Origin of the sequence: Brachybacterium epidermidis, assembly GCF_015209585.1 — a bacterium.
In the GTDB taxonomy this organism is placed as follows: domain Bacteria; phylum Actinomycetota; class Actinomycetes; order Actinomycetales; family Dermabacteraceae; genus Brachybacterium; species Brachybacterium epidermidis.
This window is the reverse complement of the sequence record NZ_JADEYR010000021.1, coordinates 1-23,994: the sequence shown is the minus strand read 5'-3', so window position 1 is coordinate 23,994 and position 23,994 is coordinate 1. Positions and strand designations below refer to the sequence as shown.

The 23,994-nt window shown below is 72.8% G+C and carries 19 protein-coding genes and 1 pseudogene; 12 read left to right on the top strand and 8 right to left on the bottom strand.

Going from position 1 to position 23,994, the window contains the following annotated elements:
• The first annotated feature begins 12 nt into the window (after window positions 1–12).
• Window positions 13–1,737 (top strand): amidohydrolase, encoded by a 1,725-nt coding sequence (locus IOE58_RS13410; protein ID WP_348981996.1) that lies wholly within the window; start codon window positions 13–15, stop codon window positions 1,735–1,737.
• Between the two features lie 402 nt (window positions 1,738–2,139).
• Window positions 2,140–2,475 (top strand): annotated as a pseudogene (locus tag IOE58_RS14465) (VOC family protein); the annotation flags it as partial.
• 20 nt (window positions 2,476–2,495) lie between these two features.
• Here the strand turns inward: IOE58_RS14465 and IOE58_RS14705 are convergent.
• On the bottom strand, window positions 2,496–6,167 hold the full coding sequence (locus IOE58_RS14705; protein WP_193866863.1) for a YhgE/Pip family protein: 3,672 nt from the start codon (window positions 6,165–6,167) through the stop codon (window positions 2,496–2,498).
• 150 nt (window positions 6,168–6,317) lie between these two features.
• Window positions 6,318–7,286: a tRNA glutamyl-Q(34) synthetase GluQRS gene (gene gluQRS, locus IOE58_RS13400; protein WP_228020158.1), complete on the bottom strand. Its 969-nt coding sequence runs from the start codon at window positions 7,284–7,286 to the stop codon at window positions 6,318–6,320.
• 222 nt (window positions 7,287–7,508) lie between these two features.
• Between gluQRS and IOE58_RS13395 the strand changes: the two genes are divergently transcribed.
• Window positions 7,509–8,858, top strand: a complete 1,350-nt coding sequence (locus IOE58_RS13395) for a UDP-glucose dehydrogenase family protein (RefSeq protein WP_193866862.1) — start codon at window positions 7,509–7,511, stop codon at window positions 8,856–8,858.
• 159 nt (window positions 8,859–9,017) lie between these two features.
• Here IOE58_RS13395 and IOE58_RS13390 read toward each other — a convergent pair whose 3' ends face one another.
• Window positions 9,018–9,812: a hypothetical protein gene (locus tag IOE58_RS13390; protein ID WP_193866861.1), complete on the bottom strand. Its 795-nt coding sequence runs from the start codon at window positions 9,810–9,812 to the stop codon at window positions 9,018–9,020.
• A 254-nt stretch (window positions 9,813–10,066) separates the two neighbouring features.
• Between IOE58_RS13390 and IOE58_RS13385 the strand changes: the two genes are divergently transcribed.
• From IOE58_RS13385 to IOE58_RS13375, 3 genes are all read left to right on the top strand, one after another.
• Entirely contained in the window at window positions 10,067–10,603 is a 537-nt protein-coding gene (locus IOE58_RS13385; RefSeq protein WP_193866860.1) for a peptidylprolyl isomerase, read from the top strand.
• A gap of 167 nt (window positions 10,604–10,770) precedes the next feature.
• Window positions 10,771–11,928: a winged helix DNA-binding domain-containing protein gene (locus IOE58_RS13380; protein WP_193866859.1), complete on the top strand. Its 1,158-nt coding sequence runs from the start codon at window positions 10,771–10,773 to the stop codon at window positions 11,926–11,928.
• Window positions 11,929–11,981: 53 nt separating this feature from the next.
• Complete coding sequence (locus tag IOE58_RS13375) at window positions 11,982–12,899, top strand: rhomboid family intramembrane serine protease (RefSeq protein WP_193866858.1); 918 nt, start codon at window positions 11,982–11,984, stop codon at window positions 12,897–12,899.
• A gap of 355 nt (window positions 12,900–13,254) precedes the next feature.
• Here the strand turns inward: IOE58_RS13375 and IOE58_RS13370 are convergent, their stop codons facing one another.
• Window positions 13,255–13,887 (bottom strand): pyroglutamyl-peptidase I, encoded by a 633-nt coding sequence (locus IOE58_RS13370; protein ID WP_193866857.1) that lies wholly within the window; start codon window positions 13,885–13,887, stop codon window positions 13,255–13,257.
• 337 nt (window positions 13,888–14,224) lie between these two features.
• On the opposite strand from IOE58_RS13370, the gene IOE58_RS13365 reads away from it, so the two are divergent.
• A complete protein-coding gene (locus tag IOE58_RS13365; protein WP_193866856.1) occupies window positions 14,225–14,713 on the top strand; it encodes an Hsp20/alpha crystallin family protein in 489 nt (162 codons plus the stop codon).
• Window positions 14,714–14,963: 250 nt separating this feature from the next.
• On the opposite strand, the gene IOE58_RS13360 is transcribed toward IOE58_RS13365, so the two are convergent.
• Complete coding sequence (locus IOE58_RS13360) at window positions 14,964–16,520, bottom strand: serine hydrolase domain-containing protein (RefSeq protein WP_348981995.1); 1,557 nt, start codon at window positions 16,518–16,520, stop codon at window positions 14,964–14,966.
• 37 nt (window positions 16,521–16,557) lie between these two features.
• Here IOE58_RS13360 and IOE58_RS13355 point away from each other — a divergent pair, with 37 nt between their 5' ends.
• Both IOE58_RS13355 and IOE58_RS13350 read left to right on the top strand, forming a co-directional pair.
• Window positions 16,558–17,301, top strand: a complete 744-nt coding sequence (locus IOE58_RS13355; RefSeq protein ID WP_193866854.1) for a glutamine amidotransferase — start codon at window positions 16,558–16,560, stop codon at window positions 17,299–17,301.
• Window positions 17,302–17,311: 10 nt separating this feature from the next.
• Window positions 17,312–18,178: a GH25 family lysozyme gene (locus tag IOE58_RS13350; protein ID WP_193866853.1), complete on the top strand. Its 867-nt coding sequence runs from the start codon at window positions 17,312–17,314 to the stop codon at window positions 18,176–18,178.
• A gap of 230 nt (window positions 18,179–18,408) precedes the next feature.
• On the opposite strand, the gene IOE58_RS13345 is transcribed toward IOE58_RS13350, so the two are convergent.
• On the bottom strand, window positions 18,409–19,119 hold the full coding sequence (locus IOE58_RS13345; RefSeq protein WP_348981994.1) for a Crp/Fnr family transcriptional regulator: 711 nt from the start codon (window positions 19,117–19,119) through the stop codon (window positions 18,409–18,411).
• Window positions 19,120–19,310: 191 nt separating this feature from the next.
• Between IOE58_RS13345 and IOE58_RS13340 the strand changes: the two genes are divergently transcribed.
• Both IOE58_RS13340 and IOE58_RS13335 read left to right on the top strand, forming a co-directional pair.
• A complete protein-coding gene (locus IOE58_RS13340) occupies window positions 19,311–19,565 on the top strand; it encodes a heavy-metal-associated domain-containing protein (protein WP_193866851.1) in 255 nt (84 codons plus the stop codon).
• A gap of 27 nt (window positions 19,566–19,592) precedes the next feature.
• Entirely contained in the window at window positions 19,593–21,632 is a 2,040-nt protein-coding gene (locus tag IOE58_RS13335) for a heavy metal translocating P-type ATPase (protein ID WP_228020155.1), read from the top strand.
• Between the two features lie 51 nt (window positions 21,633–21,683).
• Here IOE58_RS13335 and pdxH read toward each other — a convergent pair whose 3' ends face one another.
• Together pdxH and IOE58_RS13325 are read right to left on the bottom strand one after the other, a co-directional pair.
• Window positions 21,684–22,376, bottom strand: coding sequence for a pyridoxamine 5'-phosphate oxidase (gene pdxH, locus IOE58_RS13330; RefSeq protein ID WP_193866850.1), 693 nt, complete (start codon window positions 22,374–22,376; stop codon window positions 21,684–21,686).
• Window positions 22,373–22,579, bottom strand: coding sequence for a hypothetical protein (locus IOE58_RS13325; RefSeq protein ID WP_193866849.1), 207 nt, complete (start codon window positions 22,577–22,579; stop codon window positions 22,373–22,375). Before IOE58_RS13325 ends, pdxH begins: the two co-directional genes overlap by 4 nt.
• A gap of 198 nt (window positions 22,580–22,777) precedes the next feature.
• Between IOE58_RS13325 and IOE58_RS13320 the strand changes: the two genes are divergently transcribed.
• Window positions 22,778–23,994 (top strand): acetyl-CoA C-acetyltransferase (locus IOE58_RS13320; protein ID WP_193866848.1); only part of this gene is annotated, 1,217 nt, incomplete at its 3' end.

The window sequence follows — 23,994 nt, the reverse complement described above, 5'->3', positions numbered from 1 at the left end:
CAGGATCGACCTGTGACCACCGACGACGCTCGCACCGCTCCCGACACGCCCGCCGTTGCCGATCCGGACGCACCCGCTCCCGACGGCACCGCGCACCCCGACCCGGCCAAGGCCAGGATCGCCGAGTCCTACCGGGCTCGTCGTGAGGACGTGCTGGCCGTGGCTCGGGCCATCCACGCCGATCCGGAGATCGCCTTCGAGGAGCACCGGGCCCACGATCGCTGCTGCGAACTGCTGGAGGGTGCCGGCTTCACCGTCGAACGGGGCATCGCCGAGCTGCCCACCGCCTTCCGCGCCACCCTGGGCAGCGGCTCCCTGGTGGCCTCGCTGTGCGTGGAGTACGACGCCCTGCCCGAGATCGGTCACGGCTGCGGGCACAACATCATCGCCGGCGCCTCCCTCGGCGCCGCGCTCGCCCTGGCCGAGGCGGTCCCCGAACTGGACCTCACCCTGCAGGTCATCGGCACCCCGGCCGAGGAGCACGGCGGCGGCAAGCAGCTGCTGATCGAGCGCGGTGCCTTCGAGGGCGTGCACCTGTCGCTGATGACCCACGCCATGGGCCACACCGACACCTACGACCCCCTGGGCTCCACCAGCCAGGCCGTGGGCCGCTGGCGCGCCACCTCCACCGGTCGCGGAGCCCACGCGGCCGCCAACCCGTCCGACGGCCTCAACGCCAACGACGCCGCCGTGATCGCGCAGGTCGCCGCGGGCCTGCTGCGGCAGCAGGTGGCCGATGGGCAGCGCCTGGCGCTGGTGCCCCAGCAGTCCGGCGTCACCAACATCATCCCCGAGAGGGCCGAGGTCGACCTCGAGTGCCGGGCGCTGACCATGGAGCAGTTCACCTCCCTGCGCGACCGCCTCTTCGACTGCCTGCGCGCCGGGGCCGTCGCCACCGGCTGCGAGCTCGACATCACCGCCACCGAACCGGTCTACGAGCCGCTGCTGCAGGACGATGTGCTGGCCACTGCCTGGAACGAGGGAATGGAGGTGCTGGGCCGCCCGCTGACCGGCAGCCTCGGGGTGATGGCCGGCTCCACCGACATGGGCAACGTGTCCCAGCGGGTGCCCTCCCTGCACCCCTTCGTGGGCATCACCGGGGTGACGGCCCCCCTGCACACCCGCGACTTCGCCGCCGCGGCCGCGACCGACGAGGCCTACCGCCTCATGCACGACGCGGCCCTCGCGATGGCCTGGGCGATCCAGGACGTCGCCGCGGCTCCCGAGCGCCGGGCACAGGTGCTGGCCACCGCGCAGGAGCTGGCGGAGCGCACGGCCTCGAACGCCCCGAGCGCCCCGATCACCCGGAGCGCCTCGGGGCCTCACGGGGCGAGCAGGAAGCGTGAGACCAGCCCGCCCCGCGGTGCGGCGCCGGGCGCTGCTCCTCGGCCTGGGGGTCGCACTGCCGCCGCTGCTCGTCTCCTGCGCCGAGGAGGAGCCGGAGCCCGTCGGCCCCGCACCGATCACCGAGGTGGGGGCGGAGGCCGTGTCCCCGTCCGGGGCGTACGTGGCGGTGATCGACGTGGCCGGGGACTCCGTGGGCGTACTGCTGCGGGATGCCGCCGGCGAGGACCTCTGGGCCGACGCCTACGGGTACACGCTCAAGGCCCCTCCCGCGCTGCTGTGGGAGGCCGAGCAGGACGTGCTGTGGGTCGTCACCGAGAACGGGGCAGTGCGCGAGCACGTGCGCATCGCCCCCACCGAGAGCGGCGGTTGGGCCCAGGAGGCGGGCGCTGAGCCGCCCGAGGAGATCACCCGCCGGCTCTAGGGCCGGAGTCACCGCACTGCAGGGCAAAGGTCCCCGTTCCGGGCCGCCCGAGGGGGCTACTGTCGAGTCATCAGCACCATGACGGTGCTCGACCCTCGCTCCCTTCCCCCCGGATGCTGACCCCCATGTCCCCACGCGTCCTGGTGGACAGCCAGGGCTGACGGACCTGCCGCGCGAGGACGCGCGGCGACAGACGCCGAGGACGCAGGGGAGAGCGGACTCGGCCGGAGGGCGGCGGGCCATGGGCCCGCCGCCCTCCTCTCACGCCCGGGGAGAATCTCCCCATGACCCCGGACCCCGCAGACTGCTCCACCCTCACCACGCCTGGCGCATCGGCGGTCGACGAGCGGCACCTCTCGGCGGATCTCGCCATGGACGCCGTCACCCTGCGGGTGGGCGACCTGGAGACCATGAGCTCCTACTACGAGAACGCCCTGGCCCTCAGCCCGCTCGAGGAGACCGCTCGCGCAACGGGCGAGGTGCACCGGGTGCTGGGCCGTGGCGGCGTCCCCTTCGTGCGGCTGGTCTCCACCCCCGGACTGCCTGCCGTGGACCCCCGCCAGGCGGGACTGTTCCACACCGCGTTCCTGTTCGAGGACCAGGCGTCCCTGGCCGGCACCGTGCTGCGCGCCGCGCAGGACCCCCGCTCTCGCTTCGCCGGCACCGGCGACCACCTGGTCTCCGAGGCGTTCTACTTCACCGACCCCCATCGACCCCCAGGCCCAGCTCACCGGCCATCTGCTGGATCGGCGCCTCCATCGTCCGAATGTCCGCCTCCGGCCTGCTCGCGGTCCTCCACCATGGCCCGTCGGCGCTGCACGACGGCGCCTGCCAGGCCCAGCGCCACCCCGATGGCCATCCATGCACCCAGCCAGGTCAGGTCGTCCGCGGGATCGATCCAGCTGCCCCCGATCGCCCCGCGGAAGGCGTCCACGGCATGGGTCATCGGCAGGTACGGGTGGATGGCGCGGAAGAAGCCCGGCAGCGTGGGGGTGGGGTAGGTGCCGCCGGCTGCGGAGATCTGGAGGGCCACGAGCACGAGGGCCACGAACTTCCCGACCGGCCCGAACAGGGCCCCGAAGCCGTGGTTCAGCGCTACGAACACCGCACTGGTCAGTGCCGCCATGCCCAGCATCAGCGGCAGGTCCGTGACGGTGATGCCCACCGGTCCGTGCAGCACCGCCACCGCGATCGCGGACTGCACCAGGCCCAGGGCGAGGGCCGGGAGCAGACCGCCTGCCAGCAGCCGCACCGGGCCAGCTCCAGCGGCGGCTGCCTCCATGGAGAACGGCGGCATCATCAGGAAGATCGCCATGGCACCGACCCACAGGCTGATCGCGAGGAACAGCGGGGCGAGGCCCTCACCGAAGCGGGTCAGCTCATGGTCGCGGACGAAGTCCATCTGCACCGGGTCAGAAGCGGTGGCGGCGATCGCGGAGCTCTGCTCGTCGGTGTACGAAGGCACTTCGTCCTTGGCGTCCTCGAGGCCGTCTCGCAGGTCAGCGGAACCGTCGGCCAGCTCCCCGGCGCCTTCGTTGAGGGTCTCTGCTCCCTGGGACAGCTCCCGAGCCCCGTCGTCCACGGCGCCGGCGCCGTCGGCGAGCTCGGCGGCGCCGGAAGCGAGTCGACCGGAGCCGTCGGCCAGCTGCTGGGCGCCGTCCTGAGCGGTGCGGACCCCGTCGGCCAGGCGGTCCGCACCCGAATAGAGTTCGCGCGCACCCGAGGCCAGATCGTCGGCGCCGGAGCGGGCGGTGCTCACCCCGTCGGTGTACCGGCCGACGCCGCCGGCCAGCTCGTTGGCGCCGTCGGCGAGCTCGGCGGCGCCGGAGTCGAGTCGACCGGAGCCGTCGGCCAGTTGCTGGGCGCCGTCCTGAGCGGTGCGGACCCCGTCGGCCAGGCGGTCCGCACCCGAATAGAGTTCGCGTGCACCCGAGGCCAGATCGTCGGCGCCGGAGCGGGCGGTGCTCACCCCGTCGGTGTACCGGCCGACGCCGTCGGCCAGCTCGTTGGCGCCGTCGCGAGCGGTGCCGGAGGCGGTGGCCAGACGATCCGCACCGGTGGCGACCTGCTGGGCGCCGGCGTCGAGGCGGTGGATGTCCTGTGCGCCGCGCTGGAGGGTGTCCAAGGTGCCCGGCATCGCCTCGGCTGCCGCGCGGGCCTGCCCCGTGAGTTCCGCGGCCAGGTCGCGCGCTGTGGGGCTGCTCTGCCCGTCGCCGGGCGAGGGGGGCTCGAGCGCGGAAGCCAGTGCGGAGTCGAGGGAAGAGGCGTCGTCGGCAAGGGTCCCGGTGGAGTCGGAGATGCGGGAGGTGGCGTCGGCGATGGCGGACGTGGTGTCTGCCAGCCCGTCCAGGTACGCGGCGGTGCGGTCCGCTGCCTCCGTCATGTCCGCGGCGGTCTCAGTGATCGAGGTGGACTGCTGGGAGGCAGTGGCCGTGGCGTCATCTGCGGCGGTGGCGTCGGCAGAAGCGGCCTCGGCGTCGTCCCGCACCTGCTGTGAGGTGTCCGTGATGTCCTTCAGCTTCGCGCACAGTTTCGGGGCCGACGAAGGAGCGGACGGCTCCGCTGCGGTGTCGCTCGCCGGGTCGGCGTCCGCAGGATCGGTGGACCCTGCATCGGCGGGTGCTTCCGGGCCGCTGCAGTACTCGGCGGCCAGTTCGTCCACCGCCTCGGTGTACGACCGGGTGCCCGATGACGACTCGGCAGCGCTGTCGGCGGCGGCCGCGGTGGCGGTCTTGGCGTCCTGAACGGCGGTATCCAGGGCAGAGGCGTCGTCCCCGATGCTCGCGGCACGCTCCTTCAGAGTGGTCGCATCAGCGGCCCTGTCCGCCGTCTCCGAGGCCAGGGCCTGCGCGTCCGCGTCAACTGCCTTGGCATCCTCGTCCAGAGCGGCCGCCGCGGACGAGAGAGTGCCCGCATCGCCCCCCACAGACTGGTCCAGATCATCGAACCGGGCGTCCACGGCGTCCTGGAGGGCATCGATCGCGACGATCAGGTCGTCACTGACGGCCTGCACGCTCTCGGTGGTGACTCCGAGCTCCTCGGCCCTGTCCTGTGCCGCGCGGACGGTCTCGTCCAGCTGCCGGGTGCCGTCCGCGACCTGATCAGCGCCGTCGGCGAGGGAAGAGGCACCCTCGGCGAGCTGGTCCGTGCCATCGGCGAGCTGCTGGGCCCCGGAGCGCAGCGGCTGGCCCGCGCGGTCCAGGGTCGCCAGGCCACCGCTGAGCTGATCCGCGCCCGCGCTGAGTGAGGCGGTGCCGTCACGGAGGGTGACCGCACCGTCGCTGAGCTGATCCAGCCCTACCACTAGGTCGAGGGCGCCCTCGTGAAGGGTTGAGGTCCCGGCGGCGAGCTGGTCCGTGCCATCGGCGAGCTGCTGGGCCCCGGAGCGCAGCGGCTGGCCCGCGCGGTCCAGGGTCGCCAGGCCACCGCTGAGCTGGTCCGCGCCCGCGCTGAGTGAGGCGGTGCCGTCACGGAGGGTGACCGCACCGTCGCTGAGCTGATCCAGCCCTACCACTAGGTCGAGGGCGCCCTCGTGAAGGGTTGAGGTCCCGGCGGCGAGGTCGTCCGCGCCGGAGGAGAGCTGCCCGGTGCCGTCCACCAGCTCTCCCGCGCCGTTGACCAGATCGCCGGTGCCGTCGGAGAGCTGCGCGGCACCGTCAGCCAGGTCGGTGGCGCCGTCAGCGGCGTCGGCGATCCCGCTGTGGATGGAGGTGAAGCCCACGTAGATGCCGTCCAGGTACTGCTCCAGCACCGTGGAGCGCAAGGAGTCGGTCAGGGCCTGACCGACGGACTTGGTGAAGTTGCCGCCGACGTAGTTCACGGCGTCGTTGGTGGTGACGGTGAGCATGGCCGGAGCAGCCTGGGCGGCTTGCTCCGGGTCACTGCCCAGGGCGGCGATGTTCGAGGAGAAGTCGGAGGGGATCTCCACCGTGGCGCCGTAGGTGCCGTCCGCCAGGCCGCGGTGGGCCTGGGCAGGAGAGACCTCCACGAAGTGGAAGGCGGTCTCCTCGTCGATCTCGAGCAGGGATTTGGTGAACTCGGCCCCCACGTCGATGGTGGTGGGCTCACCTCCGGCAGGGGTGAACGACGCCTGCTGGTCCTGGTTCACCACGGCTGCGGTGATCTGGTCGAGACTGTGGGCGGGGTCCCGGAAGGACCATGTCATGTTGCCGGAGTAGATCACCGGCACCAGCGCCAGACCCAGCACGAACACAGCTGCGATCGGCTTCTTCCACTCCCGGGGCAGCAGGGCTGCTGCGCCGCGCGCTGTGGCGGAGGTGCCTCGGCCGACGGCCCTGATGCCCTTGCCGAGAGCGCGGGCTGCTGAACGCGATGCCGTGGCCAGGCCACGTGCCGCCGTCGTCAGCACGGCCAGGAAGAAGCGCAGGATTCGCATCATGAGCCGAAACGATACATACGTGTACCGAGTTGCGGGATTACTCCGTGGTAGGTGTGGCGCGGTAGACGAAGGTCCCGTGGCGCGAGACGCATTGCTGCCGGCCGTGGCCAGGGGCCTCGGAGTTGTGGGAAGAGGCGGAGTGGGGTCCCGTCAGCCCTTGAGGTCCACCACCCACGGCTCTTGGACCAGATTCTGCGGGTCCCACCGCTCCAGCACGTCCGCGGCGGTGCGGCAGCCGGCAAGGCCCAGTGATTCGCCGATCCGCTCCACCACGTCGGCCTCGCTCTCGCCCCGCGCCAGGCGGTCGCGCAGTGTCACCGCGCCGTCCCGCTTGGCAAGGCGCGCGCCGCTGGTGTTCACGGCCAGCGGCACGTGCGCGTAGGTGGGCTCGGGCAGCCCCAGCAGGTGCGCGAGGTAGGCCTGGCGGGGGGCCGAGGTGAGCAGGTCATCGGCGCGGGTCACCTGGTCCACCCCGGCTGCGGCATCATCCACCACCACGGCGAGGTTGTACGCCACCACCCCGTCGCCGCGGCGCAACACCAGATCGTCCACCGCCGCAGTGACCTGTCCGGCCCACAGGTCGGTGACGGTCCACTCGTTCACCTCGGCGCGCAGGCGCAGGGCCGGTTCGCGTCGCAGTTCCCGCATCTTCGCCCGGCCCGTCTCGCGCTGATCGTCCGTGAGGTCCCGGCAGGTGCCGGGGTAGGCGCCGGGAGGGGAGTGCGGGGCGCTGGGCGCGTCGAGGATCTCGCGGCGCGTGCAGTAGCACTCGTACGCGGCACCGGCGACCTGAAGCTGCCCGATCGCCGCCTCGTGCGCCTCGCCGCGCTCGGACTGCCGCACCACCTCGCCGTCCCAGTCGATGCCGAGGGCCACGAGGTCCTCCAGCTGGCGTGCCTCGGAGCCTTCCTTCACCCGATCAAGGTCCTCCACGCGCAGGTGGAAGCGACGGTGCGTGCGGCGAGCCAGGGCCCAGGCCAGGATCGCGGTGCGCAGGTTCCCCAGGTGCAGGTCCCCGGAGGGGGAGGGGGCGTAGCGGCCGGCGCCGGCGGGTGGGGGGCCACGGGCGGGGCCGTCGGCATGGAGGGCTGTCCGGGGGTGGGGCGGGGCGTCGGGCATGCACGCCAGTCTAGGAAGCTCGGCCCACCGCCACCCTCCGTACCGCCCAGCTCGAGCGCGCCGGCGTGCGCGCACCTGGCTGCACGAGAGGGCCTGACACCCCCGCGACACCGGCCCGACACTTTCCCGTCGCCCGGCCCTGCGACCCTGCCCCTCCAGGCTCGCGATGGCCCGCTCCCTGCTGGCCGCATCCCCCACCCCCCTCGGAAGGAGCAGTGCACGATGAGCACGACGATCTCGGTGATCGGCGTCGGATACCTGGGCGCCGTCCACGCCGCCAGCATGGCCGAGCTGGGCCATGACGTGATCGGCCTGGACGTCGACGCCGATCGCGTGGCCGCCCTGAACGACGGCCGCGCGCCCTTCCACGAGCCCGGATTCGAGCAGATACTGCGCCGTGGCCTCCAGGCGGACCGCCTGCGCTTCACCACCGACTACGCGGACCTCGCCGATGTCGAGGTGCACTTCCTGGGCCTGGGCACCCCGCAGCGCACCGACGGCAACGGCGCCGACCTCAGCTACCTGCGCGCCGCCGCGGACTCCCTGCGCGAGGTGCTCCCCGCTCGCGGGGGCGCCCCCACCCTGGTGGTGGGCAAGTCCACGGTGCCGGTCGGCACCGCCCGCACGCTCGCCGAGCAGCTGGGGGCCGTCCAGGGCGTGCACCTGATCTGGAACCCCGAGTTCCTGCGGGAGGGGTTCGCCGTCAAGGACACCCTGGCCCCCGACCGCCTGGTGTACGGCGTGGCCGATCCCGAGGACCACGAGGCCACCGAGGCCGCGGCCGGCCGGCTCGACGCGGTCTACGCGCAGATCCTGGAGCGCGGCACCACCCGCCTGGTGATGGGGTTCGAGGCCGCTGAGCTGGTGAAGGCCTCCGCCAATGCCTTCCTGGCCACCAAGATCTCCTTCATCAACGCCATCAGCGAGATATGCGAGGCCACCGGTGCGGACGTCACCGACGTGGCCCGCGCGATCGGCATGGACGACCGCATCGGCCCCAAGTTCCTGCGGGCCGGCGTGGGCTTCGGCGGCGGCTGCCTGCCCAAGGACATCCGCGCCTTCATGGCCAGCGCCGAGGACCTGGGGGTGGGGGAGTCCCTCGCCTTCCTGCGCGAGGTCGACGCGATCAACGGGCGCCGCCGCACCCGCGTGGTCGAGCTGGCCGTCGAGCTGCTGGGGGCCGAGACGACCAGCGGGCTGCGGGGCCGACGGATCACCGTGCTGGGAGCCGCGTTCAAGCCCGACAGCGACGACGTGCGCGACTCCCCGGCCCTGGAGGTGGCCTGCCGGCTGCGTGAGGCCGGGGCCCAGGTGCGGATCACCGACCCGGAGGCGCTTGCCGGTGCGGCCCGACGCGCACCCGGCCTGGAGACCGAGCAGGACACCGACCAGGCCCTGCGCGGCGCCGAACTGGTGCTGCTGCTGACCGAGTGGGGCCAGTACAAGGAGCTGGACCCGGCCCGCACGCGGGAACTGGTGGAGGTGCCGCGGATCATCGACGGCCGCAACGTGCTGGAGCCGCGGCAGTGGCGCGAGGCCGGCTGGGAGTTCCGAGCCCTCGGGCGGCCCTGAGCGGGCCCGCCCCAGGGGGGCCTGAGCTCAGTCGGTGATGCGAACGACGGCGCGGCGACCACCCTCCGTGGAGGGGGCCGCCGCGCCGTTCAGCGAAGCGTGCGGGCCGGGGCCCGCCGGTCAGGCCGCGATCGGGGCCGTGACGTCAGGCGGGTGGTCTCAGGCGTCGCCGCGGTGGGTGCCGCGCTTCTCGCCGTCGACCTCGCCGTTGGTCTTGCTCTCCTCGAGGTCAGAGTCGACCTTGACGGTCGTCGGCTCGACGTCGGAGTTGCGGTCCTCACCCTTCAAAGACTGGGCCACGTCACCGGCATCGGCCGAGCCGACGGTGTCGGACACGGTCGAGGAGTCGGTCTCCGAGGAGGCCGAGGCGGGGTAGTGCGCACGGGCGAAGTCCGCCGGGGGAGCCCACGGGTCCTCCACCGGGCGGGTCTTCTGCCAGGCCACGTACCCGGCGGCGGCACCGGCTGCAGCCAGGCCCAGGACCAGCAGCACCTTGCCGGCGCCGCCCTTCTTCTTCTGCGGAGTGGGGGTCAGCACAGCGGCGCGGATGTCCGCCTGGCCCTTGTCCAGCTCCGCCCGGGCCGCGTCCACAGCCGCGCGCAGCACGTTGTTCGTGGTGCTGGCGGTGCGACGGGCACGCGGGTAGTAGTCGTCCTGCAGGTCGTGCATGAACTTGTCGGCGAAGGGGCCGACGGCGGCGGTGAGGCCCGCGATCTTGTCGCCCTGGTGACGCAGCTTGTCCTCGACGGCCGGACGCACCTGGTCCACCAGGCCGCGGCTGCGGCTGCGGGCCTCGCGAGCGCCCTCGGACACGACCGGTCCGATGGCCGCGGCGAGCTTCTGCAGCTCGATGATGGCCTTCTCCGCCTGCTGCTGGGTCGAGCCGGCAGCGGCTGCGGTCTTCTTGGCCTGCTTCTTGGCCTTCTTGGTCTCCCGCTTCGTGGTCAGCGCCATGAGGGATTCCCCTTTCGGTCTGTATCCGCCGGATCGGGCCGACGGCGGTCCCTGGACCCCCGCATCCGGGTGGACGCGGCGGATCCGTGTGGCACAACTCTAACGCGTGCCCGCATCCCGGTTCCCAGCCGAACGGTATGTCCGACGGGAGTGCGGACCCGGCGGTGACGCATCGGCAGGGAGCCGGCAGGGACGTGCGCGGCCCGCCGTCGCGGGCCCCTGGCCGTCCCACGGCGGTGTGCGAGGATGACGCCATGTTCGCAACTCTGCACACCAACCACGGGGACATCCGCCTGGAGCTGTACCCCGACCACGCCCCGAAGACCGTCGAGAACTTCGTGGGCCTCGCTGAGGGGACCCGCGAGTTCTCCGACCCCGAGAACGGTCAGAAGGTCACGCGCCCCTTCTACGACGGCGTGATCTTCCACCGCGTGATCTCCGGGTTCATGATCCAGGGCGGTGACCCGCTGGGCACCGGCACCGGCGGCCCCGGCTACACCTTCGACGACGAGATCTCCGAGAAGAACTTCAACGAGCCCTACGTGCTGGCCATGGCCAACGCCGGCAAGCGCATGAACGCCATCACCGGCCGCCCCTCCGGCACCAACGGCTCCCAGTTCTTCATCACCGTGGGCCCCACCCCGCACCTGCAGGGCAAGCACACCGTGTTCGGTGTCGTGGCCGACGAGGACTCCAAGAAGGTCGTCGACGAGATCGCCGCCACCAAGACCGACATGCGCGACCGTCCCCTCGAGGACGTCGTCATCGAGTCGGTCACCGTCGAGCGCTGAGCGCACCCTGATCCCGCACTGACCGCGCGCCCGTCGGCGCGACCGTGACGCCCCGCCCGGAGCACCAGCTCCGCGGCGGGGCGCTGCCGTCATGGCCCGTCCCGCTTCCGACCGATCGACTCGGCCGGGCCCTCCCCACCGCGGCCGCAGGCCGATAGCCTCCGACCATGACGCAGCGACACCTGGCCGGAGCCCGCATCCTCGCGCAGGGCCTGGTGGGCCCGGTCCGCTTCCGCACCCCGCTGGAGGCGGCCCGCTCCTTCGGCGCCCACCAGGGGCAGGACCTGCCCGGCGTGATGGCCTCCCTGGCGCTGCGCACCGGCGGTGACCTCACGCGCGTGTACGCCGCCTTCGACAGCGGACTGATCGTGCGCGGCTACCCGATGCGCGGCACCGTGTTCGCGGTGGCCGCCGACACCCTCGCGTGGCTCACCGAGCTGTGCGCGGGCGCCTCCGTGCGCTCGGCCGTCAAGCGCCGCAGCGGCCTGGGCCTGGAGGAGGAGCACTTCGGCACCGCCCGGCGGGTGCTCGAGGAGCTCGCCGCTGAGCAGTCCGACCCGGGCGTCGGCCGGGGCGTGCTGCGCGGGGAGCTGATGGCGGCCTGGCAGGGGGCGGGCCTGGCCACCGACGACGGTCGCGGCTACCACATGCTCACCCACTTCCTCTCGACCGGGGTGGCCGCCTACGGCCCCTGGCGCGACGAGGGGGAGACCGCCGTGGTGCTGGCCGAGCGGTGGCTGCCCCACGGATCCGATCTCGAGGGCACCTTCGGCGGGGACGAGACCGCCGCCATCGCCGAGCTGGCCCTGCGGTACTTCACCAGCCACGGCCCTGCGACCGTCCGGGACCTCGCCTGGTGGTCCAAGCTGCCGATGAGGCGCATCGACCAGGCCCTGGGGCAGGTGGGCGACCAGCTCGAGCACGGCTTCGCCGACGCGAAGGGCGTCGTGCACTCCCAGCCCGGCCGGGCCACCGGCGGCGACGGGGAGAAGCTGTGGTTCCGGCCCGGCCTGCTGGAGGAGTACGCCGAGCACGAGAAGGAGACCATGGCCGAGCTGCTGCTGCCCGGCTTCGACGAGCTGGTGCTGGGCTACCGCGACCGGCTCTACCTGATGGACGAGGAGCAGCACCGCGCGCTGGTGCCGGGCAACAACGGGGTGTTCAAGCGCGCTGCCCTGCGGCGCGGCGCGCTGGTGGGCACGTGGGGCCGCACCGGCGCGGCCGGGAAACGGCGCCTGGACCTGAAGGAGCTCGCGGAGGTCACCCCCGCCCAGAAGCGCCGCTTCGAGAAGCTGTTCCAGGCGTTCCCGTACACGGTGGTGTGAGCGCCCCCGCGGGCGGGGCGTGCGGTCCAGGGCGGTCGTGTAGGAATGACCCCATGAACCGCCCCACCTACGGCTACAGCGCACAGGACGTCCCGGACCCGCAGGGTCAGCCCGTCTGCCCTCGCCATCCGGACACCGTCAGCTACGTGCGCTGCAAGCGCTGCGAGCGTCCCGCCTGCCCGCAGTGCCAGCGCCCCACCCAGGTGGGCGTGCTGTGCGTGGACTGCGAGAGGGACATCGCCCGCCAGCAGGCCGGCACCCGCCCCCGCAACGCGATGGGGGCGTCGGCAGGGCGCCGCACCCCGTACGTCACCTACACCCTGATGGGTCTGTGCGTGCTGGCCTTCCTGGGGCAGGCTCTGGTCCCGCACATCGTCACCCAGTGGGGGATCTTCGCGCCGTTCCGAGCGCTGGCGATGCCGTGGACCTTCCTCACCGCCGGGTTCCTGCACGGCGGCGTGATGCACCTGGCGCTGAACATGTGGGCGCTGTGGGTGGTGGGGCAGTACCTCGAGCAGACCCTGGGCCACACCCGCTACGCCGGGGTGTTCCTGGCCTCCGTCCTCGGCGGCCACACCGCGGTGTACGTGCTCGCGAACCCGATGACCCTGGAGTGGACCACCGCCACCCTGGGTGCCAGCGGCGGAGTGTTCGGACTGTTCGGCAGCATGTTCATCGTCAACCGCCGCCTGGGTGGCCAGAGCGCCCAGATCCTGGTGCTGATCGGCCTGAACCTGCTGATCACCTTCACTGTCCCGAACATCTCCTGGCAGGGCCATCTGGGCGGGCTGCTGGTGGGCACGGCCCTGGTCGCGGCCATGTTCGCGCTGCGGCCCAAGGCCACGCACGGCACCGACCGCCAGGCCCTCGCCCGGCGCTCCGCCCTGATCCACGGGGTCCTGATCGCCGGTGCGGTGCTGCTGTGCGCGGTGGCGGTGGTGCTGAAGGCGCTCACCGTCCCCTACTTCTGAGCAGGCCGAGGCCTGCTGTACGAGAGAGCCCTGCGGAACATCCGTGCAGGGCACCGCCGAATGACACCGGTGTGACTATCCCCAGCTATGGACAGCATTGTGGATGAACCGGGGTGCGCGGGGGATTTCACGGTCTTGCTGTGGACAACCGGCGTCGCGTTGTGGATCGCTGGGATCGTTGAGGGCCGCGAGATGCGGGCGGCACTCCGCGAAGCACGGGGATCTGCGCCACGGGGCCTGGGGAACTACATCCTTGTGATTCATCCCCAGATGTGGAGAACCCTGTGGATAACTCTACGCTGGAGCCGCGAGCCGCGAGCCGGGTGCCGGGTGCAGTGCGGCGGGACCGGGGCGGTCAGTGCTCGGCGCCGCCGGTGAGCACCACGTCCTCCGGGGTCGCCAGACAGGTGCGGACGGCCCGCACCAGCGCCCGGGCGGAGTCCTCCACCGGCAGGTCCGCGGCTGCCGGCAGATGGACGAAGCCGCCCCGCATTCCGGCCAGGCCGGGGTCGGTGGCCAGCAGGTGCAGCAGGCGGTAGAACACGTCGTTGCACACGTAGGTGCCGGCCGTCTGCGAGACCGCCGCCGGGATCGCGGGCTCCTGGGCCAGGGCGGCCACGATCGCCTTGATGGGCAGGGTGCTGAAGTGGCCGACGGGACCGCCCGGCACCACGGGCTCATCGACGGGGCGGTCACCGGCGTTGTCCGGGATGCGTGCGTCGCGCACGTTGATCGCCACCCGCTCCGGAGTGACGGCGCGGCGTCCGGCCGCCAGGCCCGTGGCCACCACCAGGCCGGGACGGTGCTCGCGCACGGCCGCCTCCAGCAGGTACCCAGCGGCGTCGAACTCGACCGGCAGCTCCAGCTGCGCCACCTCGATGCCGTCCGCGCGCAGCTGCGCGGCGGCGGCCTGGACGGCTTGCCAGGACTCGTTGATGTCGGCCCCGTCGAAGGGGGCGAAGCCGGTCAGCAGCACGGCGGCGGTCATGGATCCACGGTAGGAGCCTCGCGGCCGCCGGTCGGGGAGGCGCGGCACGGGGCGAGACGGCGCGGCGCGGCGAGACGGCGCAACACGGCGCGGGGAGGCGGGGGCGGGGATCGCGGGCGGGCAGCGCCCAGAGTCCACCCGCGACGGGCAGACACAGCGGCCCATCTGCGCCATGCTGGGACTCTCCGCCCCCAACGCCTTTCGCGTAATCCAGCTCACGTGAGCGCAGTCGGCTCAACTTTGGAATAGGGAGGGATGGCGCCGCGTTGACCCTGCCGAGAGCAGGAGGAGCTACGGCCCCTGCTCGACCGCACACCGATACCGCAGGAGGCACACCATGGCTCGCAGCTTCACCCCCTTCCAGGAAGTGGACCGCTTCTTCTCGGATCTCGCCCGCACCCCGGCCTCGGTCGGCATGCCGATGGATCTGTACCGCGAGGACGACCGCTTCGTCGCCGAGATCGACCTGCCCGGCGTGGACCCCGCCAGCGTGGACGTCGACGTCGAGGACCGCACCCTCACGGTGCGCGCCGAGCGCAAGGCCTCGGCCTCGAACGACGCGGAGCGCTCCTGGCTCACCCGTGAGCGCCCCACCGGCACCTTCGCCCGCCAGCTCACCCTGGGCAGCCGGGTCTCCCTGGACCGCATCGAGGCGGAGTACAGCGACGGCGTGCTGCGTCTGACCATCCCCATGGCCGAGGAGGCCAAGCCGCGCAAGATCAACGTGGCCCACACCGAGCGCTCCGCGCAGCCCTCGGTGACCTCCGGGCAGGACACCGCCCCCGCCCCCGAGGGCCGCACCATCGAGGGTGAGCTCAACAGCTGACACCCCCGGATCACGAGTCCCCCGGCTCCCGCCGCTCGCGGTGGGAGCCGGGGGACTCTGCCTTGCCTGCCGGCCCCAGCGACTGGAACCTCTCCATCGGGAGAACGGCCGTGCCAAGACACAGCAGCGCTTCAGCCTCACCCCCGAGCGTTTCCGCAGGCCCGACGTGGCCGTGGAGGTCGAGGGCCTCACGGGGGCCCTGCGCGGTCTGCTGGGAGCCGGCGGCTGAGGGGGAGCCTGTAAGGGCTGATCAGTGCGGGGCCCGCACCCGATCCGGCATGGTGAACTGCGCCGACGGGGTCAGCAGCTGACCGGTCTCGATCAGGCCCGTGCAGGCGAGATCCTCGCCGTCGGCCTGCACCCGCGCCAGGATCGGCTCGGCCCAGGTGCCGTACCCGGTGTCGCCCCAGGCGGCCAGCTCCACCGCCGTGCGGTCCGGCTCGATGGGATCGGACCGCACCCCGGCCACGCACAGCTCGAGGGCGTCCTCGGCAGGATCCGTCGCGGTGTCGTCCAGGTCGAACAGCCGCCCGCCCAGCACCACCAGCCGCGCCCGTCCCCACAGGGAGTCGTAGGTGCCGCTGACCAGATCGGCGAGCTGCGCCGCCGTCACCTCCCGGCCGTCGATCGCCACGGCCTGCTGCTCCTCGATCGCGGCGGGTCGGGGCCGCCCGTCGGAGGCGCCGCCGAGCGCCCCGGGCCCCTCCCACGACTCCGCGTGCGGGGCGGGCCGGCCGGCGGCCAGGGCCAGCAGTCCCAGCACGCCGTGGGCGATCTCCGAGCTGGGCGCATCCACGGCGGTGCCGATCACGCTGACCACGAGGCGCTCCGCCGGGGCCACCCAGGTGCGGGAGAGCCCGGTGGGGAAGCCGCCGGAATGCCCGATCACCGTGAAGCCGTGCAGGCGGCCCTCCTGCAGGCCCAGCCCGTAGTGGCCGCCGTCGCGCAGGGTCCACACCCGTCGGCGCATCTGCCGCAGCGTGCTCGGATCCAGCAGGGCACCCTCGGTCAGCACCCGGCCCGCGAAGGTGGCGATCGCGCCGGCGCTGGCCCAGAACCCGGTGGCGGCCGCCAGCGCGCCGGTGGGGATCTGCTCGATGATCCGGCGCGGACCGTGCAGCAGCGAGGAGTGCCCGGGCGCGAACCCGCAGGGATCCTCCGGGCCGACGGCCTGCGCGGGCAGGTCCGGGCCGATGCCGTCCACGCCCACCGGGTCCAGCACCAGTGCGGTGACGGCGGCGGCGAAGTCCTGGCCGGTGACCTCCTCGACCACCAGGCCCAGCAGCCCGTAGCCGATGTTGGAGTACTGCAGGTGCAGGCCCGCCTCGGTGACCACGGCCCCGGTGCGGGCGATCTCCAGCAGCTGCGCGCGGTCCGGGAACGGGGTTCCCAGGCGCCACCAGCGGGAGTCGGCCGAGTCGCGGGACAGGCCCGCCGCATGGGAGAGCAGGTCGCGCAGGCTGCGATCGGCGACGGGGGAGGAGGCCAGCTCCGGGACCCGCTCGCCGAGGGTGTCGTCCAGCCGCAGGCGGCCCTGCTCGAGAAGGCGCATCACCGCCAGGGCCGCGAACATCTTGGAGTGCGAGGCGATCCGCAGCCGGTGCGAGGGCAGCAGTGCGATGCCCTGCTCCGCATCGGCAGGGCCGACCGCCACCTCGCACACCAGCTCGCCGTCGTGCCAGATCGCCACCTGGATCCCGGATTGGCGCCGCAGGTGCCGGACGGTCTCCAGCCAACCGGGCAGCATCGCCGCCACGTCCTGGACGGCGCAGCGGTCGATCCTGGGGGTGGTGCGGTCATCGGTCACGTGCATCTCCTTCGACGGGGGCCGCTAGCATTCTCGCGTGAAACCGTTCCTGCTGCTGACCACCCGTCCCGAGGACGACGTCGCCCGGGCCGAGGCCGCCTCCTTCCAGCGCTTCAGCGGTCTGGGCCACGACGACCTGCGCTGGGTGCGCATCGAGCGTGAGGACGCCCCGGCGATCCGCGCCGAGGAGCTCTCCGGCATCTACCTTGGCGGCAGTCCCTTCACCGTCTCCGACCCGGCCGAGACCAAGTCCCCGCAGCAGATCCGAGCCGAGAGGGCGCTCGCCGCGGTGCTCGATGAGGTGATGGAGCAGGACATCCCCTTCCTGGGAGCCTGCTACGGCATCGGCACCCTGGGCAGCCACGTGGGCGCCACCATCGATCGCACCCACGGCGAGCCGCTGGGCGCCGTGCCCATCACGCTCACCGAGGCCGGGCGCGAGGACCCCGTGGTCATCGAGGCGGGCCTGCCCGAGGTGTTCACCGGGCTGGTGGGGCACAAGGAGGCGGTCACCGCCCTGCCCTCCCATGCCACCGTGCTGGCCACCGGCGAGCACTGCCCGGTGCAGATGTTCCGCGTGGGCACCCGCCAGTACGCCACCCAGTTCCATCCCGAGCTGGATGTGCCCGCCGTCATGGAGCGCGCCCGCGCCTACCGTGACCACGGGTACTTCGACCCCGGTGAGATGGAGGACATCTTCGCCCTGCTGGGTCGGCGCACTGCGGATCACCCGCCCCACCTGCTGCGTGCCTTCGCGACCGTTCACGGCCGCGGCAGGTAGTGTCCGCTGCGTGCCCCGATTCACCCGTGAGCAGGTCCGTCGGCGTCAGCGCATCGCCGTGGCCATCCTGGTGGCCGTGCTGCTGCTGGTGATCGGCGGCTGTACAGCCCTGGTGGCGAACCTGAGAGGCGGGGACCGCCCGCACCGCGCGGACGATGCCGCCATGACCGTGGGCAGCACCCCCGCCGGCGCCCCCGCCCTCACCCAGCTGCCGGAGGAGACCCAGCTGACCGCGGACGAGGCGATGGGCATCGACGTCTCCAGCTACCAGCGCGACATCGACTGGGAGCAGGTGGCCGGCGACGGCTACGTGTTCGCCTACATCAAGGCCACCGAGGGCAGCGGCTTCACCGACACCCACTTCCGCCTGAACTGGGACGGCGCACGGGCCGCCGGGATCACCGTGGGCGCCTACCACTACTTCACGCTGTGCTCCCCGGGCGCGGAGCAGGCCGCCTCCTTCCTGGCCGCCGCACCGCCCGACGACACCGCCCTGCCGCCCGCCCTGGACCTCGAGTTCGACGGGGCCTGCGAGGAGCGACCAGAAGCGGTGGACGCCCAGGCGGAGATCGACGCCTTCACGCACGCGGTGGAGAAAGCCTGGGGCAGGCGCATGGTCATCTACTCCTCCAGCGAATGGCGCGACCACTACGGCCTGCCGGTGGCGGACTCCCGCCCCGACTGGCTCTACTCCGACCGCGGGCGCCCCTCCCCGGAGGACTGGGCCGTGTGGCAGCTGCGCTTCGACGGCACCGTCTCGGGGATCGATGGCCCGGTTGACATCGACGTGGTGCGCATCGAGGTGCTGCGCGAGCACGCCGCGATCCCCCGCGAGGAGGACCTGGAGCTGCCGGCGCCCGAGGAGGGGCAGTCCTGAGGGGGCCGCCCGCCGCCTCGCTCGCCCCGGCACCGACGGCGATCTCGGTGAGCCGCTCGTTGCTGAGGCCCTCGGCACCGGGCTGGTCCTCGAACAGGGCCTCCTCCACCGGGAACCACGGCGCCGGGTCCTCCGCGCAGGCGCACACCGCCGCATTGGCGGCGCGGCACGAGTAGCCGACGGGGGAGGTGCTCATGGGTGGCTGCCTTCGAGGAGTGCGGCTGGCGCCCTCAGTATCGCGCCCGCTCCTCCAGTGCGTCGAGGTCCGGCAGCGCCACCGCTTCCCCCGCCGGGATCACCAGGCCCTCGTGCCGCAGACGGGCCAGGGCGCGGGAGAGCGACTCCGGGGTGGTGCCCAGCAGGGCGGCCACGTCCCGCTTGGGCAGCGGCCAGCGCACCAGCGGATGCCCCTCGGCCGTCGTCGCCTGCGAGGGCAGGGCGAGCAGGTACTCCGCCACCCGCACCGGCACCTCCGCCCCCGCCAGCGCGAGGCGGTTCTCGCTCGCGACCAGACGATCGCTCAACGACCGCAGCATGGCCACGGAGATCGCGGGGAACCGCCGTACGAGCGTGGCCAGGTCGCGGTGGTCGAACACGCACATCTGCGCGGGCTCGAGCGCCTGCACCACGAAGTCCGGCCGGGTCCCGGTGAGGAAGGTGTGCTCGCCCACCACGTCCCCGGGCCCCACCACGCGCAGCAGGTGCTCGCGACCAGTGACGGAGGTGCGCTCCAGCTTCAGCCTCCCGCGGTGCACCACGAACAGGCGTCGTAGCGGGTCGTCGGCCCGGTACAGCAGCTGCCCGCGCTCGAGGTCCACGGGGTGGGCGAAGGAGGCCACCGCCTGCTGGTCCTCGGGGCTCAGCAGGGAGAAGATCGGCACCCGCGCCACGCAGGTGTCCTGGGGTGCACCGGCGGGCTCGGGCAGGCTCGGCGGGGACACGCTGCTCGGGTGCGGGCTGCTCGGCGGGGCGCTCGCCGCAGTTGCGCTGCTCGGTGGATCGGTGGCCATGGCATCACTGTGGCATGCGGCCCGGCAGCGGCGCTTGACCGACGTCAAGGCACTGCGGTTCTGACGGATCTAAGTTTCCTGTCATGAGCGGAACGGCCGCTCACCCGACCGGAAGGAACCCCATGACCACCGACGACACCACCACTGCTGCCCCCGCTGCCACTCGTACCGTGCTGCGCGCCGAGGGCTTCTCCTGCCCCTCCTGCGTCTCCAAGATCGAGAAGGCCCTGCGGTCCCTGCCGGGCGTCTCCGACGCCACCGTCCACTTCGCCTCCTCCCGCATCGAGGTGAACCACGACCCGTCCGTGACCGGCGTCGACGAGCTGGTGCACGCCGTCGAGCGCGCCGGCTACACCGCCCGCCCCTCCGCCTTCTGAGCCGCCCGCCCCGGGAAAGGACCGATCATGAGCAGCCCCAGCCCCATCCTCGACAGCGCCCCGTCGGCGGGACCCGATCCCGACATCGCCCGCGCAGCAGGGTCTTACGCGCCGGATTCTCCCGGCGGCAGCCGGCGACCCGGCCCCGCAGGGCCCACGGGCAGGCCCGCGCGTCGCGGGCAGGGGCTGCTCCCGGTCCGCGCCTGGGTGCGCCCCGGCATCGCCGCCGTTCTGATCGGCCTGTCCTGGCTGCTCGACGCCCTGACCGGCTCCCCGGCCACCGGATCGGTGCTGCCGGGGCCGGCCGGCCTGCTGATGGTCGGTGCGGCCCTGGTGAGCGGCACCCCGATCCTGATCGCCGCCGTGAGGGCGCTGCGCCACCGGGTGGTCGGCATCGACCTGCTGGTCTCCATCGCCACCATCGGCGCGATCGTGATCGGCGAGTACTGGGAGGCGGCGGCTGTCACCACCCTGTTCGCCATCGGCCACGCCCTGGAGAAGGGCACCCTGCAGCGCACCCGTCGGGCCCTCACCGACCTGGTGAGCACCGCCCCGGAGCAGGCCGTGGTGCTGCGGGACGGCACCGAGCAGACCATCGCCGCCACCGAGGTGCGGCAGGGGGAGCAGGTGCTGGTGCGCCCCGGCACCAGGGTGCCCGTGGACGGGCACGTCCTGGCCGGCCGCGGCGCGATCGACGAGGCCGGCATCACCGGCGAGTCCGTTCCCGCCGAGAAGTCCGAGGGGGACCCCGTCTACGCCGGCACCGTCGCCACCGGTGGACTGCTCACCGTGCTCGCCGAGGGCATCGGCGCGGACACCACGCTGGCCCGCATCATCCGCCGGGTGGAGGAGGCGCAGGACGCCAAGGCCCCCACGCAGGCCTTCATGGACCGCTTCGCCCGCTGGTACACCCCGGCGATCATCGTGCTGTCCGTGGTGTTCGGGGTGCTCACCGGGGATGTCGAACTGGCGCTCACGCTGCTGGTGATCTCCTGCCCCGGCGCGCTGGTGATCTCCATCCCGGTCGCGATCGTGGCGGGCATCGGCCGCGGTGCGCGCGACGGCATGCTGATCAAGGGCGGCGAGCACCTGGAGACCTCCGCCCGGATCGACACCGTGGCCCTGGACAAGACCGGCACCCTCACCACCGGTCGGCCCGTGCTCACCGACGTGCTCCCACTGCCGGGACGCACCCGCGAGGAGGTGCTGCTGTGGGCCGCCCGCGCCGAGCTCACCAGCGACCACCCCCTGGCCGCCCCCGTGGTCTGGGCCGCCCGTGCGGAGGGCCTGGACCTGGGGCAGATCCCCGAACAGGCCGACGCTGTGGTGGGGCGCGGTGTGCTGGCCCGCCACGGCGGCCATGCGATCACCGTGGGCAGCCAGGCGATGCTGCACGAGTCCGACATCGGGGGCAGCTCCGAGCGGCGAGAGGCGATCGACCTGGCCGACGAGACCGCGCGGCGCGGCCGCACCCCGATGATCGTCACCCTCGACGAGACGGTGCTGGGCGTGATCGGACTGGCCGACACCCCGCGGGCCGAGGCCGCCGACGCGATCACCGCCCTGCGCCGCGCAGGAGTGCGCGAGGTCGTGATGCTCACCGGCGACCAGCCCCGCGTGGCTCAGGCCGTGGCCGCGGAGGTGGGCATCGACACCGTGCACGCCGGTCTGCTGCCCGAGGGCAAGCTCGATCAGATCGCGGCGCTGCAGGCGCGCGGCCGCACCGTGGCGATGGTGGGCGACGGCGTCAACGACGCCCCCGCCCTGGCCTCGGCCGACATCGGCATCTCGATGGGGGCCGCCGGCAGTGCGGTGGCCATCGAGACCAGCGACATCGCGCTGATGCGGGACTCGCTGTCGGCCCTGGCGCAGTCGCTGCGACTGGCCCGCCGCACCGTCGCGGTGATGCGGCAGAACATTGTGATCGCCCTGGTCACCGTGGGGATGCTGCTGCTGGGTGTGCTGCTGGGAGGGGTCACCATGTCCCTGGGGATGCTGGTGCACGAGGCCAGCGTGCTGCTGGTGATCGTCAACGCCATGCGCCTGCTGCGACCCGTGCGCGGCTGACGGCGGTGCCGCCCCGAGCCGTCAGGGAGCCACCCGCGCCTCCGGCCCTGCTCAGGGCTGGAGGCGCTCGCGCTGCCAGCCGCCGCCGTCAGGCCCGCCCGGCCTGCGGTACACGATCCTGTCGTGCAGACGGTTCTCCCGGCCCTGCCAGAACTCGATGCGATTCGGCACGATGCGCAGCCCGCCCCAGTGCCTCGGGCGCGGCACCTGCCCGCCCTCGAACCGCGCCTCGGCCTCGGCGTACTGCTCCTCGAGCACCTCACGGGAGGCCACGGGCCGTGACTGCCGGGACGCCCAGGCGCCGATCTGCGAGCCTCGGGGACGGGAGGCGAAGTAGGCATCGGCCTCCTCCGCATCGACCTGCTCGACCTGCCCCTCGATCCGCACCTGGCGCTGCAGCGGGAACCACGGCAGCAGCAGGGACGCCACGGGGGAGGCAGCGACCTCACGGCCCTTGTCGGAGTCGAGGTTCGTGTACACCACGAAGCCGCGCCGGTCCCGGGCCTTCAGCAGCACGGTCCGCGAACGGGGCCGGGCCCGGTCGTCGGCATCGGTGCTGATGGTGGACAGCACCACGGCGGTGGGCTCGGGCAGATCGCCGTGGCTGTCGCGCCGTTCGAAGGCCTCGGCCATCCAGGCGTCGAACAGGGCCAGGGGATCGGGGGCGGCCTCATCGGCGAGGCGACCGGTGCGGTACGGCATGCGCTCGGCGGCCAGGCGGGCGGAAGGGTCCTGGGCGTTCATGGCTGTGAGTCCTTCCCATGATGGTGCGCGCCGAGACCCTCCCTGATCGCCCGGGCGATCTCCAGGGCCGCGGCACCGAACCAGTGCTCGTGGTCCTCCAGCAGATGGGCGTAGGCGTCCCGCCAGCTCTCCACGTGCACGCGGGCGATGGCCGGGGCGTCCTCGAGGCGCGGGGTGTCGATGGTGAAGCCGGGCGCGGTCATTCCCTGATCGTAGGCGTTGTGCCCGGTGCCGTCGGCGTGCGGCCCGGAGTGGTCGAGTCCTGGACTTCCCACAAAGTAACTGCAACCCGTAGTATCAAGAACAGTCGGTCGCGGCGCTCCTGTTGCTGTTGTTCGCGCGTTCTTCGCGCCCTGCAGCTCGCCGCACTGACGCCGTGCACCGTCATCGAAGGAGAAGCCGTGCCCGAGGCCGTGATCGTCGCCGCCGCCCGTTCCCCCATCGGCCGCGCCCGCAAGGGCTCGCTCAAGGACGTCCGCCCCGACGACCTCGCCGCCCAGATGGTCCGCGCCGCCCTGGACCAGGTGCCCGAGCTGGACCCCTCCACCCTCGATGACGTGCAGCTGGGCGTGGGCCTGCCCGAGGGGATCCAGGGCGCCAACCTGGCCCGCATCGTCGCGGTGCGCCTGGGCCTGGACACCGTTCCCGGCAGCACCGTCAACCGCTTCTGCGCCTCCAGCATCCAGACCACCCGCAACGCCTTCCACGCCGTGCTCTCCGGCGAGGCCAGGGCCGTGGTCTCCGCCGGCGTCGAGTCGCTGACCATGGTGCCCGGGAAGTTCATCGACGACGAACTGCGCGACCCGATGTACCAGCAGGCCTGGGAGCGCACCGAGCGCCGTGCGACCCGTCAGATCCCCGCCCCCTGGCACGACCCGCGCGAGGACGGCGAGCTGCCCGACCCGTACATCCTGATGGGCCAGACCGCCGAGAACGTCGCCGAGCTGCGCGGGATCAGCCGCGAGGTGCAGGACGAGTACGCGGTGCGCTCCCAGAACCGTGCCGAGGCTGCCCGCGAGGCGGGCTTCTTCGACCTCGACATCACCCCCGTCACCACCCCCGACGGCACCCAGGTCACCACGGACGACTCTCCGCGCCCCGGGGTCACCCTCGAGGCCGTGGCGGGGCTCGACCCCGTGTTCCGGCCCGACGGCACCGTCACCGCCGGCAACTGCTGCCCGCTCTCCGACGGCGCTGCCGCGCTGGTGGTGATGGACCGAGACCGCGCCGAGGAGCTCGGCATCGCGCCGCTGGCCCGCATCCTGGCCACCGGCGTCTCGGGCCTCAGCCCCGAGATCATGGGACTGGGCCCGGTGGAGTCGACCCGCCGCGCACTGGCGCTGGCCGGCCTCACCATCGACGACATCAACCTGGTCGAGTTCAACGAGGCCTTCGCAGCCCAGGTGATCCCGGCGGCAGAGGACCTCGGCATCGACCACGACAGGCTCAACGCCCACGGCGGCGCCATCGCGCTGGGCCATCCTTGGGGTTCCACCGGCGCCCGCATGACCACGACCCTGATCAACGGCCTGCGCGCGCGAGACGGCGAGCTGGGCCTGGCCACCCTGTGCGTCGGAGGCGGACAGGGCATGGCCCTCATCATCGAGAGGATGAACTG

What these genes read in the sequence shown, in the direction of transcription:
- IOE58_RS14705 (WP_193866863.1), bottom strand. Translation starts at nt 6,167, where the DNA reads ATGATGCGAATCCTGCGCTTCTTCCTGGCCGTGCTGACGACGGCGGCA.
- gluQRS (WP_228020158.1), bottom strand. Translation starts at nt 7,286, where the DNA reads ATGCCCGACGCCCCGCCCCACCCCCGGACAGCCCTCCATGCCGACGGC.
- IOE58_RS13395 (WP_193866862.1), top strand. Translation starts at nt 7,509, where the DNA reads ATGAGCACGACGATCTCGGTGATCGGCGTCGGATACCTGGGCGCCGTC.
- IOE58_RS13390 (WP_193866861.1), bottom strand. Translation starts at nt 9,812, where the DNA reads ATGGCGCTGACCACGAAGCGGGAGACCAAGAAGGCCAAGAAGCAGGCC.
- IOE58_RS13385 (WP_193866860.1), top strand. Translation starts at nt 10,067, where the DNA reads ATGTTCGCAACTCTGCACACCAACCACGGGGACATCCGCCTGGAGCTG.
- IOE58_RS13380 (WP_193866859.1), top strand. Translation starts at nt 10,771, where the DNA reads ATGACGCAGCGACACCTGGCCGGAGCCCGCATCCTCGCGCAGGGCCTG.
- IOE58_RS13375 (WP_193866858.1), top strand. Translation starts at nt 11,982, where the DNA reads ATGAACCGCCCCACCTACGGCTACAGCGCACAGGACGTCCCGGACCCG.
- IOE58_RS13370 (WP_193866857.1), bottom strand. Translation starts at nt 13,887, where the DNA reads ATGACCGCCGCCGTGCTGCTGACCGGCTTCGCCCCCTTCGACGGGGCC.
- IOE58_RS13365 (WP_193866856.1), top strand. Translation starts at nt 14,225, where the DNA reads ATGGCTCGCAGCTTCACCCCCTTCCAGGAAGTGGACCGCTTCTTCTCG.
- IOE58_RS13340 (WP_193866851.1), top strand. Translation starts at nt 19,311, where the DNA reads ATGACCACCGACGACACCACCACTGCTGCCCCCGCTGCCACTCGTACC.
- IOE58_RS13335 (WP_228020155.1), top strand. Translation starts at nt 19,593, where the DNA reads ATGAGCAGCCCCAGCCCCATCCTCGACAGCGCCCCGTCGGCGGGACCC.
- pdxH (WP_193866850.1), bottom strand. Translation starts at nt 22,376, where the DNA reads ATGAACGCCCAGGACCCTTCCGCCCGCCTGGCCGCCGAGCGCATGCCG.
- IOE58_RS13325 (WP_193866849.1), bottom strand. Translation starts at nt 22,579, where the DNA reads ATGACCGCGCCCGGCTTCACCATCGACACCCCGCGCCTCGAGGACGCC.